Origin of the sequence: Pseudomonas sp. Irchel 3E20, assembly GCF_900187645.1 — a bacterium.
In the GTDB taxonomy this organism is placed as follows: domain Bacteria; phylum Pseudomonadota; class Gammaproteobacteria; order Pseudomonadales; family Pseudomonadaceae; genus Aquipseudomonas.
Genome location: NZ_FYEE01000002.1, coordinates 562,465 through 579,547, shown reverse-complemented (window position 1 = coordinate 579,547; position 17,083 = coordinate 562,465). Strand labels below are relative to the sequence as shown.

Here is a 17,083-nt window from a genome sequence, read left to right as displayed (position 1 = left end):
CGAGGAGATGTCATGACAGAGCAAAAAGCCTATCAGGTCGCCGATTGGAATGGCGAAAGTGGAGAGTACTGGGCCGCCAATCAGGCCCGGCTCGACGCCATGTTTGCGGTATTTGGCCAGGCCGCGATAGAAGCCGCGGCGCCCGCCGCCGGCGAACGCGTGCTTGACGTCGGTTGCGGCGCGGGCGCGTCGAGTCTGGCTCTGGCCGCACGCGTCGGTGCGGGCGGACATGTGCTGGGCGTAGACATATCCGAACCGCTAATTGGAAGAGCCCGCGAGCTTGCGCCGCAGGATACGCCGGTCCTGTTCCAGGTGGCCGACGCCAGTAACGCCGAGCTGCCCGAGGGCGCGTTTGACATCCTTTTCTCGCGTTTCGGGGTGATGTTCTTCGACGATCCGACAGGGGCATTTGCCCATATGCGACACGCGCTCCGACCGGGCGGGCGGGTCGCTTTCATCTGCTGGCGCGGCGTGGCCGAGAACGATTGGGTACAGCTGCCAATGGGCGCGATCAGGGGCATCGTCCCGCTGGCCGCACCGCCTGATCCTGAAGCACCTGGACCATTCTCGTTCGGTGACCGAGGACGCGTGACGCGTATCCTGACGGCCGCTGGCTTTACCGATATCAATTTTGCGCCGTTCGATGTTTCCATCCCGTTCGGTGAAGGCGAGACTCGGGATGCGGCTATCGACGACGCGGTGAGGATGGCGTTCGAGGGCGGCCCGCTGTCGCTTGTGCTCGCGCATCAAAGCGATGACATCCGCGCCCAAGCTTCAGCGGCGGTTCGCGCCGCTTTCGCCGGCCTCCCCGGCGAGCGGTCGGTGATGATCGACGGCGCGGCGTGGATCGTCATGGCATGTAATCCGGCAGCCAGCGCCTGTTAGCAGGGATGACGCCCTCCCATGCTCAGTAGAGCAGGGCAACTTAGATTGATGTCCCTTGGTTTGGTGATCCGTCCCTGGCAAAAGTGATACCGTCCGCTTTTTTGGCAGGTAGCTGTCGCTTGCCTACGTCCGCTTCTGGCCGGTTCCTGCCTGTCGTGACAGGCGTCTCCCGGCCAGAAGCGGTCACTTGTCAACGCTGATGAGCTATTGGAGCTTTCTCTCCGCGGTTGATGCGGTTGGGCTCAACCCGCTAGGCGGCAAGGTTCAGTAGGCCTCTGCATCATCAGGTTGCGCAGCTAGACTCATCATATTCCGTTACGATTTTCGATTATCGTTTGGTGAATTTGCCAATGATGGATCAAACGAACATGACCGATACGCTCCAGGCTGACCGTAGCCACTGGACTGTTTTCTTAATCTTTCTGCGATTGGGCCTGACTTCTTTCGGTGGCCCAGTCGCTCACTTGGGGTACTTCCGGGATGAATTCGTTGTGCGTCGCCAGTGGCTAAGCGAGCGCAGTTATGCGGATTTGGTCGCCCTTTGCCAGTTTCTACCGGGGCCTGCTAGCAGTCAGGTTGGCATCGCGCTTGGGCTGTCTCGCTCAGGCTATGGCGGCGCACTGGCTGCGTGGCTGGGATTCACCTTACCTTCCGCGACTGCCCTGATCCTCTTCGCTCTGGGCATCGCCAGCTATGGCGATGCCGTGCCCACTGGTGTGCTGCACGGTTTGAAGGTGGTAGCGGTGGCGGTGGTCGCACAGGCGGTATGGGGTATGGCGCGAAATTTGTGCCCCGACGCGCCGCGTATATCCATCATGGTGGCAGCGACCTGCTTCGTGCTGCTCATGCCGTCCGCCTTAGGGCAAGTGGGAGTCATTTTTATTGCCGCGATCATTGGCCTGTTGCTGTTCAAGCCCCAGCCGGACGAATCCCATGATCCACTGCCCATTAGCATCCGGCGTCGCGCTGGCCTATTCTGGCTGGCCCTGTTCTTTGCCTTTCTGCTCGGGCTGCCGCTCCTGGCAAAGTTGTTCCCAAGTCAGGTGCTGTCGATGGTGGACGTTTTCTACCGTACCGGCTCGCTGGTCTTCGGTGGCGGACATGTGGTGCTGCCGCTATTGCAGGCTGAAGTCGTGCCTTCTGGATGGGTCGACAACGATGCATTCTTGGCAGGCTATGGCGCAGCTCAGACCGTCCCGGGGCCGCTATTCACCTTCGCAGCATTTCTCGGCGCCTCGATGAACCAGGCGCCCAGCGGTTGGCTTGGAGGCCTGATTTGCCTGCTGGCGATTTTCGCGCCTGCTTTCCTGCTAGTGGTGGGCGCCTTGCCGTTCTGGGAGCGTCTGCGCCGGAACAGCGGCACCCAAGCGGCACTGCTGGGCATCAATGCGGCTGTGGTGGGTCTGTTGCTTGCCGCTCTGTATCAGCCGGTATGGACGAGTGCGATTCACGCCCCACAGGACTTTGGTCTGGCCCTCGTGGCACTAGTTGCGTTGATGTTCTGGAAGTTGCCGCCGTGGCTGGTTGTACTCGGCAGCGGCGTCCTGGGCGGGCTGTTGAATATAGCTCTGTGAGGCTAACCGCTGATGTCCGCAATTGGCCGGTTAGCGACCGTTGCTCTGATTAGTCATCCTTGTCCTTCACCACGTGGAGGACTTGTCGTGAACATCATCGCTACCTGCAGCCGTCAGCCCTGGAACAAAGGAAAATTGGTCGGGCAGAAACCCCCACTCCGACTGAGCGATATCTGGGCCATCCGAGTAAGGCTTCAAATGGCGGAAAGAACCCGAGATCTGGCTCTCTTCGATCTGGCCATCGACAGCAAGCTTCGAGCCTGCGACTTAACCAAGCTCCGCGTGCGCGATGTCGCTCATGGCGAGCACGTATCATCACGAGCCATGGTGATGCAGCAGAAAACGCAGCGGCCTGTGCAGTTTGAGATCACTGAGCAAACACGGTCTGCCCTCGCGGCCTGGATACAGCGGGCCCAGCTACACAGCGAGGACTGCCTTTTTCCTAGCCGGCTGCATACTTAAGACCATCTATCTACTCGTCAATACGCTCGTATCGTCAAAGGCTGGGTGAAAGCCGTAGGCCTTGATCCAGCGATGTATGGCACACACACAATGAGACGTACGAAAGCATCACTGATCTATCGCAGGACGAAGAACCTGCCTGCGGTTCAGTTGCTGCTCGGCCATACGAAGCTGGAGAGCACTGTGCGATACCTGGGAATTGAGGTCGATGACGCCCTGGAAATGGCGGAACAGACTGAGGTTTGACCATGTATAGCGACGGTCGAAGTCAGACCGTCGCTAACCGGCCAGAACCCGACAGTCAGGCCAAGCCTGAATCCATCGGGCCCTGAACAGAGGCGCACCGTCCTCAGTGGGAAAACAAAAAAGTAATGGCTGTTCCGCCCCCGCTCTCCCAGCAGAGCGCCGAGTACGATCACGAACGTGGCCGATTTACATGACGCATGCGTATCCACACCACCCCGACCAGCAGCAATGGCACGCCGAGGCTGAGCCACGACAGCAGATCGTAGAACTCATCGCCGATGAGTGCCGAAAACAGCCCGAGAAAGCTCAGCAGAGCCAGCAACAGCGGCCAACGAAATATCATCCATAGGCCGCGCCTCATGCCCTGCCCTCCATTCCCACGCCATTGGCATTCAGGTCAGCAAGGCGCTTTTCCAATGTTACTTTGCGTCGGCCCAACCAGAGGTACAGACCGCTGCCCAGGACGACGATGGTAATCACGTCGAGCAGTGCCCAGATGATCTTCAGTGGCAAGCCGCCATAATCGCCAAAGTGCAGGGGTTGCGAGACCAGCAAGGTTTTCACATACAAGGGCATCTCGCGCATGTCAGTCAGCTCGCTCGTTCGCGCGTCCACCAGGGCCGGCTTGAGCAGGCGCGCGGTGAGTGGCGTGGTACCGCGCATGAACACCGCGTAATGATGCTTGCTGCTGAATTGAGTACCCGGAAACGCCACGAAACTCGGTTCCATGTCAGGCGCCGCGTTTCGAGCGGATTCCAGCGCCTTGTGCAAGGAACCGAGGCTTTCCAGTGGTGGTGCGTCTTTATAGGGCGCAGTCATATCCGCCAGCTGGCCCGTCTGCCACATGCCTTGTATGGGCAGCGCCAGGGTATTGATCACGCCGGTAATGCCAACCACCACCACCCAAGCCAGCGTGACGATACCGAGCACATTATGCAGGTCCAGCCATTTCAGTCGTTCACTACGCCCGCTGCGCACGGTGGCGAAGTCCAGCTTGCGCATGAACGGCGTGTACACCACCACACCGGAAACCAGCGACGCTACAAGCAGTAGCCCCATGAATCCGAGGAACAGATAACCGGGCAGCCCGACGAACAAATCGGTATGCAGGCGCAGCATCAGGTTCATGAAACCATTATCCGGCGGCTCCGGCGGGAACAGCTCCCCGGTGCGCGTATCGAACGGCTGAGAGTGACCGTCAAGCGGAGGAGGCACCAGGCTTGTTGCAGTGATCACCATGCCTAGCGGATCTTGCGGGTCGAAACCGACGAAGCGCACGACTTCGCCTGGCCGTGCTGCCAAGGCACTGGCAGTCACCTTGTCGTAGTCGATTCGTGGCGCTTCGGCAGTCAGCGGACGCAGTTCCGGGTGCGGTTCGAAGTAGTGCTCGATCTCTTCATGAAAGATCAGCGGCAACCCCGTCAGGCACAGCAACAACAAAAAGAGGGTGGCGATCAGACTGGTCCATTTATGCACCAGATACCAGTTGCGCAAGAATCGGGCGGTCATGTTCGGTACTTTTCCTGTAGATCCACGCTTGCCGAGAGTTGCCGGACACGGCCGGCGACCAGGTACAAAAAACTGTATCTGGCCAGCCCGGACTTACCAGTTGTAACTCACCGTGCCGTAGACAGTACGTTGCTGTCCGTACTGGCAGCCCACGGTGCTGAAGCAACCGGCCACGTACTCTTCGTCGAACAGGTTCGTGGCGTTCAACGACACTTCTACGCCCTCCAGCGAAGCATCGACCTTGCCGAGTTGATAGCTGACCAGTGCGTCGACCACGGAATAGCTGTCCACTTTGAAACTGTTGGCCGAATCGCCGAATGTGCTGCCCACGTAACGGGCGCCAGCACCCAGACGCAAGCCAGCCAGCGAGCCACTTTGGACGATGTAATCACCCCACAGCGACGCCATGTGCTCTGGCACCCGAAACGGCGTATTACCCTTGTTGCCGGTTTCCGATTGAGTGACTTCAACATCATTCCAGGTGTAACTGCCGATCAGATTGAAACCCTGGGTGATTTCGGTCTTGGCCTCGAACTCCACACCTTTGGAACGAACCTCACCTTCCTGGCGGGAGAAGCCGCCAACGTTCTCGGTGGCGTTCTGTTTGGTGAGGTCGAACCAGGCAATGGTGTAGAGGCTGTTGGTCCCTGGCGGTTCGTACTTGAGGCCCACTTCGTATTGTTTGCCGATTTCCGGATTAAGTTGCGAATTGTTAGCGGTAAAGCCCATGACCGGCAGGAACGATTCGCTGTAGCTGGCATAGGGAGCCAGGCCATTGTCGAAGAGGTAGACAATACCGGCGCGACCGCTGAACTTCTCATCCTTCTGGGTTTGCGGAGCGCGGTCGTCCTTCTGGTTGCTGGCCCAATCGTAGCGACCGCCCAGGAGGAACACCCACTTGTCAACTTTAAACTGATCCTGCAGGTAGACACCGGTTTGCGACATTTTCTGTTCGTAGCTGGCGGCGCTGAACGGAACGAAGGTCAATGGCTGCCCGTTGACCGGATTGAACACGTCGAAGCTTTCCAAGATGAAGTTCAGCGATTGCTCCTGATCAAACTTGCCGTTGTTGTAGTCGACGCCGGTCAACAGCGTGTGTTCGAGCGGGCCCGTGGCGAAGTTGGCCTGTATCTGGTTGTCCATAGTGAACAGATGACCGTCGCCCTTGCGCTGATCGTTGTAGCGCGAGTACTGGTCGCCCGCTGGCCCGAAAATGGCGATCTCGGAACTGGCTTGGCGATAGTCGCTGTAACGCACGTTCTGTCGCGCCGTCCAGACTTCGTTGAATTGATGTTCGAACACGTAGCCCAGAGAAGTCTTTTCGTTGGTCATGAAGTCAGACGCGGTGTCGCCCACGTAGGTGTCGCGGTCCAGGCGTCCACGAGGGTCGCGAAACACAGTGCCATCGGCCGGCAGCAGGTTGGCGAAGTTGCCGGTCTGCTTCTGGTACTCGCCCAGGAACGTCAGCTCGGTGTTGTCGCTGGGACGGTAGCTGATGGCTGGGGCGATGTACTGACGACGGTTAGTAATGTGGTCGGTCTGGGCATCGGCTTCCCGGAACAGGCCAGTCAGCCTGTAACTCCAGATGCCCTCCTCGTCCAGTGCATCCCCCAGATCAAAGGCGCCCTGCTGATAGTTGTGGTTGCCCATTTGCAACTGCACTTCATGCAGTGGCTCGATCGTCGGGCGCTTTGTCACCAGATTGATCTGTCCACCTGGATCGGAAGCTCCGTAAAGTACCGAACTGGCACCGCGCAGCACTTCAATTCGTTCCAGGCCATAAGGTTCGGGGGCGTCCCAGCCGAGAAACTCGGGCAAGAAGGTGCGCGTTCCATCACGCAACATGCGTCCGGTGCCCTGCTGAAAACCGCGAATGGTCAACTGGTCGGTAACGAACTGAGGACCGGAGATTTCGGCATTGACGCCCGGCGTATAACGCAGGGCTTGGGCGATGGTCTTGGGCTGCTGGGCTTTAATTTGCTCACGGGTAACCACAGAAACCGAGTATGGCGTTTCAACCAGAGGCGTGTCGGTCTTGGTGCCAGCAGAGGCGCGCTTGGCGATATAGCCGTCGTCAGGACTTACAGAACTGTAGGCCTGACCGACGATGCTGGTGACAGGTAATGCCATCGTCGAGTCGTCACTGCGACCCTGCAAGGTCACATGATTACCTTCGATCTGGTAGACAATTGTTGACCCGCCCAGCAACTGGCGAAGTGCAGCCTCCGGCTCCATCTCTCCGGCGACGTCACGACTTCGAATCCCGGACACCGTGTCCTCACTGTAGATGATCTGCAGGTTGGTCTGCCTGGCCAGATCGGAAAGCGCCGACGACAGCGCCTGCGAAGGGATGTTAACTCGGGCCGGCTCGGCCATTGCCGGTACCGCTGTCACCAATGTGAGGCCCAGAATGGCGGCGGCAATGCAGCAGCGCAGTTGCAGGGCGGGTCGATTCAGTGGATAGGCGCTCATAATGGTTCCGGTAGCTTGATGTTAAGGGCATGCCGGATCGACGAATGAGCGTGTGATTTGTTCAGGAAATCACGAAAAAGAAATCCAGTGGGCAGGTTTCAGCGACTGAACAACAGGGTCGCCTCATCGCTGTGGCGCAACTTTACCGGGAGTATCTTCGGCAGCCCGACGACCAGTTGGTCAAGCTCGCTGATGTTGTAGGTGCCGCCGATGCGCAGGTCACCGACCTCGCTGCTCGCCAGCTTCAACGGTACGTCAAGGTAGCGGTTGATCTGGGGCAGCGCTTCGCGCAGGCTGACCCCATCGAGCATCAGCTTGCCATCGCGCCAGGCAGCGGCCCTGGCGGGATCGATGCGAGCCAATTGCGCCAGATGACCAGGGCTGAATGCTGCCTGCATGCCGGCGGTGAGCACCGTGCCCTGATTGTTATCCGGGCTGCCTTTGTCGCTCGAAGCCAGCACCGAGCCCTGGGTGACGGTAACCGTGGTCAGCTCTTGTCCGGTCCAGACATTGAAATGAGTACCGGTGACTCTGATAGTGGCGTTTTCAGCACGAATCACGAACGGCTTTTCAAGATCGTGCTCCACATCAAAAAAAGCCTCGCCATCACGTAGCAGTACCTGGCGTTGATCGCGAAAACCGAGGTAGACAAGCCCAGTACGCTGATTGAGTTGCACTTGACTGTGATCAGGCAACTCAACTTGTCGACGGACTTCCTGCGCGGTGAAATAGCGAACACTGCCAGGCAGCAGACCCGCTGACCAGCCTGTACCCCAGACGCCCCCCACCGCCGCCAACACCACCGCCGCACGCGCCATCCAGAATAATGGCTGGCTCCAACGCGAGCGCCCCGATCTGTCGACATCGAGGCTGGTCGGCAATTGTTCGCTCACCTCCCATACTCGGCACATTTTCGTGTACTCGAGCGCATGGGCAGGGTCCGCATCATACCAGCACCGGAACTCGGCGCGATCAGCGTCCGTGCACTCACTGAAATGCAGTCGCACACACCAGTCGGCAGCTATTTCGCTAGTGGTTTTCTGCGGGCAGGGAAAATTGGTCATCTTGACTGGCAGAAGGAAAATTTCGGCAAGCTTACTCCATGTCCTGCGGTTTTGGCTCAGTTCCAGCACGCCGTTGAAATTAACCTCGGCGTTAATTGATGGCACTCAGGCTGAACGACTTCGGGCAGTGATTGCAAATAATTCTTAATAAGAATAAATTCACGACCCTCGCTGGCAGATTCCTAAAACAATTCAGGTGCATCATGCAAAAGCCTAATACGGCGGGGAGCGATACCCAATTGCTTGAGGTGTTCTTTGAGCGACGTCAGCGCTTGATTGGACTCGCGGCACGAATTACCGGATGTCGCAGCCAGGCCGAAGACATTGTCCATGAAGCGTTTCTGAAAATGGGTGGGGCTGACACCAGTGGGCTGATCAAGTCGCAAGCCTCATACCTCACGCGCATCGTGCGCAACCTGTCCATCGACCATTACCGTCGCCGTCAGTTCGAGGAGCGCTGGATCGTCCACGAAGATGACAGCAGCGAAATGTCCGGCCCGCAGGCGGATACACCGGAAGCATTGGTGTCGGATCAACAAGTACTGGAAAGGGTTTCCGACGCATTGTCCGATTTGCCGGAACGCACCCGGTATGCGTTCGAAATGTGCCGCATCCACGGCATGAAACAGAATGAAATCGCAAAGATCCTCGGCGTTTCTCCCTCATTGGTCCATGCCATGATAAGCGAGGCCCTGCTGCACTGTCGGCAGAAAGCGCTTTAACGCCATTTAACTTTGGCAGCAAAACGCCGCCAACCTGAGACGATTGCAACACCTGCCTATCCTCAGAAACGAACTTTCCTTAACGACGCTACTGCCGGACTATGCCTGTGCTGACCGGCAGCTAAAGGTCGAGGCTGTGTAAAAACGCAGGCGCCGTTTTGAAGGCCTCGCTTCTAGGTTAAATCTGCAGACGTTCGGTTGGTCAGCAGACCTGGATTTTGCGTAGGAACGTGGTTTTCGCGCCGATTTTGATTGCTGTATCTGCACGAAAGTGTTTTTACACAGCCTCGGTCGATAAAAGTCGTCCATGAATGGCTGCTATTGGCCAGAATGAATGTGGTGAAAAGCGATGGAATGATGATGCCACCGGCTCCGCCGACACCGATATTCGTTCCTATTGTTGTGCCCCGATAATGACGCATGGCCACCGCGATTAATGATCATCCGACCATTTGCTCCGCTGACTGGGAATGAGTGCCTGGGTGTTAGGAAACGGCCGCATTGGGTCGGTTTCTTCCATCCACGACCGGCTGAAAGCGGCCGATTGTGTTGAAAAAATCAGTTTTCCAGGCTACCTGCATGCTGACTGTAAGCGTCCAGTCAAGTCATCTACCGATCCAGCTATCAGCACGAGGATGACCGCTTGCCGCCCATGCCGTAAGGTTCGCTACCAAAATCGCCGCAGCCTTCCAGTGGTGGCAATACAGCAAGGAGAGCGAACAATGAACACCTTCAAATCATCAGTTCAAAACGTAGCTGCGGCCATAGGCCTCATCGCAGCAGTGACAGTCGGTGGATGCGTGATGATCCCTTACGACACGCCGGAATCAAAAGCCCAAATCCAGCGCGATCTGAAAATTGCACCATCGGATATTCAAGCCGTGTCGGAAACGAACTGGTGCTTGTCCCCATATGGAAGCGAAGGCATCTGCAGAGTTACTCAAGGCCTGGGAGTGTTGACCAGCAAAGGCCTGATCCTTAGCCTCTACAACAACCACACCTACACTGAAACCGCACGCATCCTCCCAGAACAAGTGCAGTGCGTGAAGACAGTTGGTGGTCGCACTGGAGTCGAACCGTTCTTTGTATTCACCAAAGACCGCGCGATCATGCTCGCCGTCATTACACCGGGCGGGCAAATGAATGTGCCTGTGAAACTCAGTTTCTTTGATTATCTGACGAAGCCAGGGCAGCACGTCTTCACTGGGACGGATGGCGGATATGTGCGCAAGTCGGGCCGACAGCAAACCGTAGGCGGAATGGTGCCAGGCACTGCCATCCCGTGGCATACAACACTCGACGTAACCGAGGTTTTTAACCCTTGCCCGCAGGTTACAGATTAACGAGGAGTGGTGCGCTCCCTAGCAAGCGGTGCGCGCGTGCCGAAGCCCGTAGGTGTGAAGGATGAATGCCCGAAGGGCCGAGACGCCCCGGCGGCTCGGCTCAAGACCGCTTTTGGCCGAAAACAGCTACTCGCAACAGCTGACAGGAGTTACTTACAGGTCACAGCCCAAAGCGGGTCAAGCTTCGTGGCATAACTCTGACTCATCATCTCCCGCTGCATACCCCCCTCAGGGTTGCCTGGCACACTCGCGGATCGAAGCGTTCCCGTGCCCCAACGCTCATTGATCTGATCCAGCACAGCCATGACCCGCGTCGACTCTCCCGGCTGCGATCTCGCAAACAGATCGTCGGTGTACTCACCTGGCTGCCGGAGATCCATGAGCATCACCTCCGCCTTGCTGTAGTTGAAGCCTGGCCTAAAAGATGCGATCAAGCGCACCCACTGCCGCCATCGTCAGCAGGCTGATCATCCATGTGGCATGGCTTCAAGCAAGCCCCCCGCACCACCAACGTATTCCTACCACCGCACCTTATCGCTGCGCCGACTGGCTGTGCCCTTAAGTTCTCAGCTGCGTAGGAGAACATCTGCGCTCACCTCCAAAAACTGTAGGTCTTTTAAGCAGCGCAATCGGGAAGCGTCCGACATTACTGAAAGCACCCTGTTTGTTAGCCTTTTTGGCTCATTCCAATAACAAGGATTTGCCATGGAGTACTACGTTGTCAGAGAGGGAGACCCGACCACCACTGGCGGGAAAGTGGTTTTTTCAGCGGCATCCACGACCCTGTACGGTCCCCCGGTCGCCAGGGTTGGCGATCTGGTGACGTGCCCACGATGTAAGACCGTGGGTTACATCGCTGAGGGGCATGACTCCTTTACGGTTGGCGGGCTGGCGGTGGCGAGCGAAGGGCATGTCGTGCAATGCGGCTGCCCTCTGGGTAGCAACCGACTGCTGGCGACGCAAAGCAGGATGAGCGTGGAGGAAAGCCTCACGGCTATCGCCCCGCAACATGCCGCCCAGGCCCAGGAGGCGTCGCGCAGTTGGACACAGGCCATGAACGCCGGCGATTACCAGGGCGACTTGATTCGAGAGCTGCCGCCCCAAAGGTTTGCGGGCGCTACATCAGCGTCCAAAACACCCACTGCAACACCGACTGAAGCTGCGGAACCAGGCTTCCACATCGTGCAAAACCCAATGCCTCGAGCAGAGTTAGAGGCGCTTCTGTTCCCACACCCCAATGCCGCAGTATTGGCTAAGTTCCGCACGCTGAACCCCCATCTGTCGAACTTCGCCAAGCCCGGCCAAATGGTTGTATTGAGTGACCCACAGAACTTCCAGTGCACCCGAGAAGAATCGCTACTGATGGAGGCTGCGCAGAGAGTTAACAATGCCCTGGAGCCGCTAAGTGATGATGAGTCGACTTTTATGGCGCGCCATCACGACGAGATTGAACACTTTCTATCCGAGGGAGCAACGGCCATCGGCATTGGAGAGGTCATGTTTTCAAAGCACTTGGACAACTTGAAATTGACCTTGACGGAATTAGAGGCACTGCATCAGAGAACTTTCCAACAACATGGAAAATTGCAAACGTCCGAGTTCTTTGCGCACCGAGAACTTTTAATGTCTCAACTGGACAATAGCCTTGGCCCGCTTGTGCGCAAGGGTGTAGGGATACCCGATCACCCCAAGCTGAAAAACGCCTTGGGCATCTCTAGCCGTAGCCTGGTGCACCATTGGAGCAAAGCAGGGGCACCGGGAAGTATTCCGGGGTATTCCACCCACATTGATGGCGTCGCCAAGGCCAGTAAATACATAAATGCAGGCGGCTGGATTGGCATTGGGCTGGGGGCATCCGCGTCGGTGCTGAAAGTTCAGGAGGCTTGTGAGGTGGGTCGGGAGAAGGACTGTCAAAAGGTGAAATTCACAGAAAGCGGAAAATTCACAGGAGGATTGGCAGGCGGAGCAATAGCCGGTGCATTGGTTTCCGGTGCAGCATCTACCACCCTATGTGCAGCAATTGGCGCAGGAACATTTGTTGTCGGCGGTATTATCTGTGGGCTTGTCGTCGTAGGCGGCGCTTCGCTAGCAGGGGGAAAGATTGGAGAAGCTGTCGGCGAAACTTATGGCGAACAACTTTACTTAATGAGCCAGTGACCTTGCCTAACTTATACTTCTATAGCCTGACACTTATGTTCATATCCGTATTTTTATCTTTGGGTTTTTGGCTGCACACCAGCTACACAAAGATGGATGAAATCCTAAAACACCTTTCAAACTGCCGCGCCATTCAAATCAGAAGACCACTAATGGGAAATGATCCATTCGGACGACTGTTTATGATGGGAGCTGTCTCTGGCATTTTGACGGCTCCAAAACTCTACTTGAGAGATGGCGGAGCCGATCTCAGCGACATTGAAAACTTCCCCAAAAAACTAAAGAAAACAATCACCCGCCAGTACGGTTTTTTGGCGTTCAGCGTGGCTTTTATGTTTGTGACTTGGGGCATAGGACAATATATGAACTGGACAAATTGAAGAGTACAAAACCAGTCACCTACAGTGACTGGTTTTAACGCCCTCTCAGAACTTCCCGCCCCCTTAACTCACTGCCAAGAGCAGATCCTCTGCTCTTGCACATACCATTACAATCTTCAGGTTAGTATCCGTGTTCCTGAAGCCGAGTAGCCTCTTTAAAACCCACCCACCTCGCCTGCTGATCCAGGCCCCGGCCAGCCAATACAACCCTGGCCAATTCGTTCAGATCCACTTCCCCGCGAGCCACTGCGGCAAGTACTTCAGAGGGGAAAACACTCATGTATTGGTCAGCCGTTTCCATCGGTTTTGTCCTTCGTTTGCGTGACCACAGTAACGCTCTACCAAAATCACATAGCAAGCAGATCAGACCCGTATCCAGGATCATCAGCCCCCCCCCAACGCCGCCGGCTCCCAGTTCATTATCACCAACTCACCACTGACTTCGGTCTTGCGCGGGCGAAGCCCTAGCTCTCTTGGTAGACTTGCAACCCGTCGCGTTTAGTCCGAACCCGGGCGATATGGCTGACACCGCCTGAAAACGCCCCAAAACATGCTGTAAAGACGTAGAGCAAAATGGCACAAGAACCCCGTTCCAGAGCAGCAAACACAAGGCCCGAGCTGTCCAGACGCTTTAGCGTTGCCCCGATGATGGATTGGACCGATCGTCATTGCAGATTTTTCCTGCGCCTTTTATCCAAAAACGCCCTGCTCTACACCGAAATGGTCACCACGGGCGCGTTGCTTAATGGCGATCATGAGCGGTTTTTGCGCCATGACGAGGCTGAGCATCCGTTAGCCCTGCAGTTAGGCGGCAGTGTGCCGGGGGATTTGGCGGCGTGTGCGCGGATGGCGCAGGCGGCGGGTTATGACGAGGTGAACTTGAATGTGGGCTGCCCCAGTGATCGGGTGCAGAACAATATGATCGGCGCGTGCCTGATGGCGCACCCGGCGTTGGTGGCTGATTGTGTGAAGGCGATGCGCGACGCGGTGTCGATTCCGGTGACGGTCAAGCATCGCATTGGTATCAACGGCCGCGACAGCTATGAACAGTTGCATGATTTCGTCGGCCAGGTGCGGGATGCCGGCTGTACCAGTTTTACTGTGCATGCGCGGATTGCGATTCTGGAAGGGCTGTCGCCCAAGGAAAACCGTGATATCCCGCCTCTGCGTTATGAGGTGGCGGCGCAGTTGAAGGCTGATTTCCCTGAGCTGGAGATCATTCTCAATGGCGGGATCAAGACGCTGGAGGCCTGCCATGAGCACCTGCAGCGCTTCGACGGTGTGATGCTCGGCCGCGAGGCGTATCACAACCCCTATTTGCTGGCCGAGGTGGACCAGCAATTGTTCGGCAGCACGGCACCGGTGGTTTCCCGGGCACAGGCGTTGGCGCAGTTGCGTCCTTATATAGCGGCGCATCTGGAGGCTGGCGGGGCCATGCACCATATCACTCGCCATGTGCTGGGCCTGGGCACTGGGTTCCCCGGGGCGCGGCGGTTCCGCCAGTTGCTGTCGGTGGACATCCATAAGGCGAAGGAGCCTCTGGTTTTGCTGGACCAGGCGGCGCAGTTGCTCGAAGGCCGCTAGGCTGCACCGGTATTGAACCTGCGGCGCGATTGAGCATCGAATCCGTCAGGATGGCTTCATGGCGCCACGGCCCTGGCGACCGTGATGGCGTTATGAATCAGTACCCTTGAGTGGCTGCCGGCCCTCGGGTAATGTCGTCGAACCCACCGGATAGAGCACGCACATGACTTCCAAGCTGGATCAACTCAAGCAGTTCACCACCGTTGTCGCCGACACGGGCGATTTCGAGGCTATCGCGCGCGTCAAACCGGTAGACGCCACCACCAACCCTTCGTTGCTGCTCAAAGCGGCGGCGATTGCCGGTTATGCCCCATTGCTCGATGCCTGCGTCAGCGACTGCAAAGGTGACGTCGGCCTGGCCAGCGACCGTTTTGCGGTGGCCGTAGGGCAGGAAATCCTCAAGGTGATCCCGGGGCGTATTTCTACCGAGGTGGATGCGCGCCTGTCCTTCGACACGGACGCCATGCTCAAGCGAGCCCATCGTTTGATCGAACTCTATGAAAAAGCCGGCATTGGCCGCGATCGTGTGCTCATCAAGATCGCTTCTACCTGGGAAGGTATCCGCGCTGCCGAACAACTGGAGCGCGAAGGCATCCAGACCAACCTCACCCTGCTGTTTTCCTTTGCCCAAGCCGTGGCCTGCGCCGACGCTGGGGTATTCCTGATTTCGCCGTTCGTGGGCCGGATCTACGACTGGTACAAAAAAGCCAACGGCAGTGACTACACCGGCGCCGATGACCCGGGCGTACAGTCGGTGACGCGCATCTACAACTACTACAAGGCCAATGGCTACCAGACCGTGGTCATGGGTGCGAGCTTTCGCAACCTCAATCAGATCGAGCAACTGGCCGGGTGCGATCGCCTAACCATTAGCCCCGACCTGCTGGAAAAACTCGCCGCCGACACCGGCAAACTGGAACGCAAACTGGCCCCCGGCAATACCGGCGAAGCCCGCCAGAGCCTGAGCGAAAGCCAGTTCCGCTGGGCCTCCAATGAGGACGCGATGGCCACCGAGAAACTCGCCGAGGGCATCCGCCAGTTCGCCCGCGACCAGGAAAAGCTCGAAGCCCTGCTCACCGCCAAGCTCTGATTGACACTGGCCACAAAAAAGCCCCGCTCTGTGCGGGGCTTTTGTTTACTGGCGCACCAGGCGCGCGTTGGGCAGCGTTACCGCCTCGGTACTGCGGTAGGGATTGATGTCCAGGCCACCGCGGCGCACGTAGCGGGCGTACACCGTGAGTTTTTCCGGTTTGAGCAGGCGTTGCAGGTCGAGGAAGATCCGCTCCACGCACTGCTCGTGGAAGTCGGAGTGCTGGCGAAAACTCACCAGGTACGCCAACAGGCTGGCGTGGTCCAGGGCCGCACCGCGGTACTCGACCGCGACGCTACCCCAATCCGGCTGGCGGGTGACCGGGCAGTTGGATTTGAGCAGATGGCTGTGCACGCTTTCCTCGATCACCCGCGCAGCGTCGCAGCGCAGCAGCTCCGGGCGCGGTTGCTCGTAGTTACTGACGCTGATATCCAGATCGTCGATGCACACGCCGGGCAAGGCGACGACGCCTTCGGCCTCGACCTCGGCCAGGCTGCGGATACGTACGCCCACCGGTTTGCCGGCGGCGGCCGAGAGGTCAGCCTGCAAGGTCGTTTGCAACACCTGCTGATCGACAAACGGCGTTTGGTTCAAGGAGTTGAGGTACAGCTTGAACGACTTGGATTCGATGATGTTCGGCGAATCGGCGGGGATGCTGAACTCGCCAATGGCCACCACCGGCTTGCCCGACGGCAGCAGCCAGGACAACTCGAAGCAATTCCAGAAATCCACACCTTGATACGGCAGGGTCTCGGCGCTCAGGCCCAGCTCGGCCCATTTCGCCGCACGAGGGATCGGGAACAGCAAGGAAGGTGTGTAGGTGCTGATGTATTCACTGGACTTGCCCAGCGGCGAATGTTCGGCTGCGGGATGCATGGCGGAAACCTGACTGAAAAAACCCGACGATTCTATCGGGTTTATCCACGCCGTGCTTACTGGCCGACTTTGAGCTTGCCCACCATCCCGGCCTGGTAATGCCCTGGGATATTGCAGGCGAATTCAAGGTCCGTGGCCTTGTTGAAGGTCCAGGTCAGTTCGCCGGTCTTGCCCGGCTCCACCAGCACGCTATTGGGGTCGTCGTGCTTCATTTGGCCGTGGCCCATGCTGGCGTGGTCCATGGCCTTCATGGCGGTGGGGGTCAATTGGCCACTTTGTTGCATTTGCAGCATTTCCTGCTGGTGGCGGGCGTGCATGGCGCCATCGCCGAGGTTGAACTCATGGAGCAAGCGGCCATTGTTGACCAGCACGAAGCGCACGGTTTCGCCGGCCTTGATGCTCAGGGAGGCTGGGTTGAACGTCATGTCGCCCATCACCACCTCGATACTGCGCGTGGCGCTGGCCGCCGGCGCGGGCTGGCCGAAGTCGTAGGTATGGGCGGGCGAGGCCCAGACTGGAAAGCTCACGAGCAACAGACAACCGGCCAGCCACAGGGGATTTCGCAAAAACATGGTCACACTCCAACAAGATGAGGTTCAGCTTGTGGGAAACTCTAGCGCCGCGCCGCTGCCAGCAAACTGACGCTCAGATGACAACTTTGTCAGCTTGCCTGCCCGCGCCGCCAGACGCGGTATAACGCTTGACGCCACTGACCACGG

General features: G+C 57.8%; 14 protein-coding genes and 2 pseudogenes. 9 read left to right on the top strand and 7 right to left on the bottom strand.

Annotated features, from left to right (window positions below):
- The first annotated feature begins 12 nt into the window (after nt 1-12).
- The 3 genes and pseudogenes from CKW13_RS05980 to CKW13_RS05970 all read left to right on the top strand — a co-directional run bounded on the left by CKW13_RS05980 (nt 13) and on the right by CKW13_RS05970 (nt 3,167).
- Entirely contained in the window at nt 13-885 is an 873-nt protein-coding gene (locus tag CKW13_RS05980; protein WP_095107669.1) for a class I SAM-dependent methyltransferase, read from the top strand.
- 368 nt (nt 886-1,253) lie between these two features.
- Nucleotides 1,254-2,459 (top strand): chromate efflux transporter, encoded by a 1,206-nt coding sequence (gene chrA / locus CKW13_RS05975; protein ID WP_095107668.1) that lies wholly within the window; start codon nt 1,254-1,256, stop codon nt 2,457-2,459.
- An 87-nt stretch (nt 2,460-2,546) separates the two neighbouring features.
- Nucleotides 2,547-3,167: pseudogene (locus CKW13_RS05970) on the top strand (tyrosine-type recombinase/integrase).
- 169 nt (nt 3,168-3,336) lie between these two features.
- On the opposite strand, the gene CKW13_RS05965 reads toward CKW13_RS05970, so the two are convergent.
- The 4 genes from CKW13_RS05965 to CKW13_RS05950 all read right to left on the bottom strand — a co-directional run bounded on the left by CKW13_RS05965 (nt 3,337) and on the right by CKW13_RS05950 (nt 8,317).
- Nucleotides 3,337-3,528: a hypothetical protein gene (locus CKW13_RS05965; protein ID WP_095107667.1), complete on the bottom strand. Its 192-nt coding sequence runs from the start codon at nt 3,526-3,528 to the stop codon at nt 3,337-3,339.
- On the bottom strand, nt 3,525-4,676 hold the full coding sequence (locus tag CKW13_RS05960) for a PepSY domain-containing protein (RefSeq protein ID WP_095107666.1): 1,152 nt from the start codon (nt 4,674-4,676) through the stop codon (nt 3,525-3,527). The genes CKW13_RS05965 and CKW13_RS05960 overlap by 4 nt, the downstream gene beginning before the upstream one ends.
- Nucleotides 4,677-4,769: 93 nt before the next feature.
- Nucleotides 4,770-7,148, bottom strand: coding sequence for a TonB-dependent siderophore receptor (locus CKW13_RS05955; RefSeq protein WP_095107665.1), 2,379 nt, complete (start codon nt 7,146-7,148; stop codon nt 4,770-4,772).
- A 98-nt stretch (nt 7,149-7,246) separates the two neighbouring features.
- Nucleotides 7,247-8,317 (bottom strand): FecR family protein, encoded by a 1,071-nt coding sequence (locus tag CKW13_RS05950; RefSeq protein ID WP_256576512.1) that lies wholly within the window; start codon nt 8,315-8,317, stop codon nt 7,247-7,249.
- A 98-nt stretch (nt 8,318-8,415) separates the two neighbouring features.
- Here CKW13_RS05950 and CKW13_RS05945 point away from each other — a divergent pair, with 98 nt between their 5' ends.
- Together CKW13_RS05945 and CKW13_RS05940 are read left to right on the top strand one after the other, a co-directional pair.
- A complete protein-coding gene (locus CKW13_RS05945; RefSeq protein WP_095107729.1) occupies nt 8,416-8,934 on the top strand; it encodes an RNA polymerase factor sigma-70 in 519 nt (172 codons plus the stop codon).
- Nucleotides 8,935-9,656: 722 nt separating this feature from the next.
- A complete protein-coding gene (locus CKW13_RS05940; protein WP_095107663.1) occupies nt 9,657-10,277 on the top strand; it encodes a hypothetical protein in 621 nt (206 codons plus the stop codon).
- A gap of 149 nt (nt 10,278-10,426) precedes the next feature.
- Here the strand turns inward: CKW13_RS05940 and CKW13_RS05935 are convergent.
- Nucleotides 10,427-10,745: pseudogene (locus CKW13_RS05935) on the bottom strand (DUF4113 domain-containing protein); the annotation flags it as partial.
- A gap of 237 nt (nt 10,746-10,982) precedes the next feature.
- On the opposite strand from CKW13_RS05935, the gene CKW13_RS05930 reads away from it, so the two are divergent.
- The 4 genes from CKW13_RS05930 to tal all read left to right on the top strand — a co-directional run bounded on the left by CKW13_RS05930 (nt 10,983) and on the right by tal (nt 15,488).
- Nucleotides 10,983-12,434 carry a PAAR domain-containing protein gene (locus CKW13_RS05930; protein ID WP_095107662.1) on the top strand — a complete coding sequence of 484 codons (1,452 nt, stop codon included), beginning with the start codon at nt 10,983-10,985 and terminating at the stop codon, nt 12,432-12,434.
- 2 nt (nt 12,435-12,436) lie between these two features.
- Nucleotides 12,437-12,814: a hypothetical protein gene (locus tag CKW13_RS05925; RefSeq protein WP_095107661.1), complete on the top strand. Its 378-nt coding sequence runs from the start codon at nt 12,437-12,439 to the stop codon at nt 12,812-12,814.
- 573 nt (nt 12,815-13,387) lie between these two features.
- A complete protein-coding gene (gene dusA / locus CKW13_RS05915; protein WP_095107659.1) occupies nt 13,388-14,398 on the top strand; it encodes a tRNA dihydrouridine(20/20a) synthase DusA in 1,011 nt (336 codons plus the stop codon).
- Nucleotides 14,399-14,561: 163 nt separating this feature from the next.
- Complete coding sequence (gene tal / locus CKW13_RS05910; protein ID WP_095107658.1) at nt 14,562-15,488, top strand: transaldolase; 927 nt, start codon at nt 14,562-14,564, stop codon at nt 15,486-15,488.
- A gap of 45 nt (nt 15,489-15,533) precedes the next feature.
- On the opposite strand, the gene queF is transcribed toward tal, so the two are convergent.
- A complete protein-coding gene (queF, locus tag CKW13_RS05905) occupies nt 15,534-16,364 on the bottom strand; it encodes an NADPH-dependent 7-cyano-7-deazaguanine reductase QueF (RefSeq protein ID WP_095107657.1) in 831 nt (276 codons plus the stop codon).
- A gap of 56 nt (nt 16,365-16,420) precedes the next feature.
- Entirely contained in the window at nt 16,421-16,936 is a 516-nt protein-coding gene (locus CKW13_RS05900; protein WP_095107656.1) for a plastocyanin/azurin family copper-binding protein, read from the bottom strand.
- Between the last annotated feature and the right edge of the window lie 147 nt (nt 16,937-17,083).

Bases quoted from the DNA above. Each gene is read 5' to 3' on its own strand.
- CKW13_RS05980 (WP_095107669.1), top strand. From the start codon at position 13: ATGACAGAGCAAAAAGCCTATCAGGTCGCCGATTGGAATGGCGAAAGT.
- chrA (WP_095107668.1), top strand. From the start codon at position 1,254: ATGACCGATACGCTCCAGGCTGACCGTAGCCACTGGACTGTTTTCTTA.
- CKW13_RS05965 (WP_095107667.1), bottom strand. From the start codon at position 3,528: ATGAGGCGCGGCCTATGGATGATATTTCGTTGGCCGCTGTTGCTGGCT.
- CKW13_RS05960 (WP_095107666.1), bottom strand. From the start codon at position 4,676: ATGACCGCCCGATTCTTGCGCAACTGGTATCTGGTGCATAAATGGACC.
- CKW13_RS05955 (WP_095107665.1), bottom strand. From the start codon at position 7,148: ATGAGCGCCTATCCACTGAATCGACCCGCCCTGCAACTGCGCTGCTGC.
- CKW13_RS05945 (WP_095107729.1), top strand. From the start codon at position 8,416: ATGCAAAAGCCTAATACGGCGGGGAGCGATACCCAATTGCTTGAGGTG.
- CKW13_RS05940 (WP_095107663.1), top strand. From the start codon at position 9,657: ATGAACACCTTCAAATCATCAGTTCAAAACGTAGCTGCGGCCATAGGC.
- CKW13_RS05930 (WP_095107662.1), top strand. From the start codon at position 10,983: ATGGAGTACTACGTTGTCAGAGAGGGAGACCCGACCACCACTGGCGGG.
- dusA (WP_095107659.1), top strand. From the start codon at position 13,388: ATGGCACAAGAACCCCGTTCCAGAGCAGCAAACACAAGGCCCGAGCTG.
- tal (WP_095107658.1), top strand. From the start codon at position 14,562: ATGACTTCCAAGCTGGATCAACTCAAGCAGTTCACCACCGTTGTCGCC.
- queF (WP_095107657.1), bottom strand. From the start codon at position 16,364: ATGCATCCCGCAGCCGAACATTCGCCGCTGGGCAAGTCCAGTGAATAC.
- CKW13_RS05900 (WP_095107656.1), bottom strand. From the start codon at position 16,936: ATGTTTTTGCGAAATCCCCTGTGGCTGGCCGGTTGTCTGTTGCTCGTG.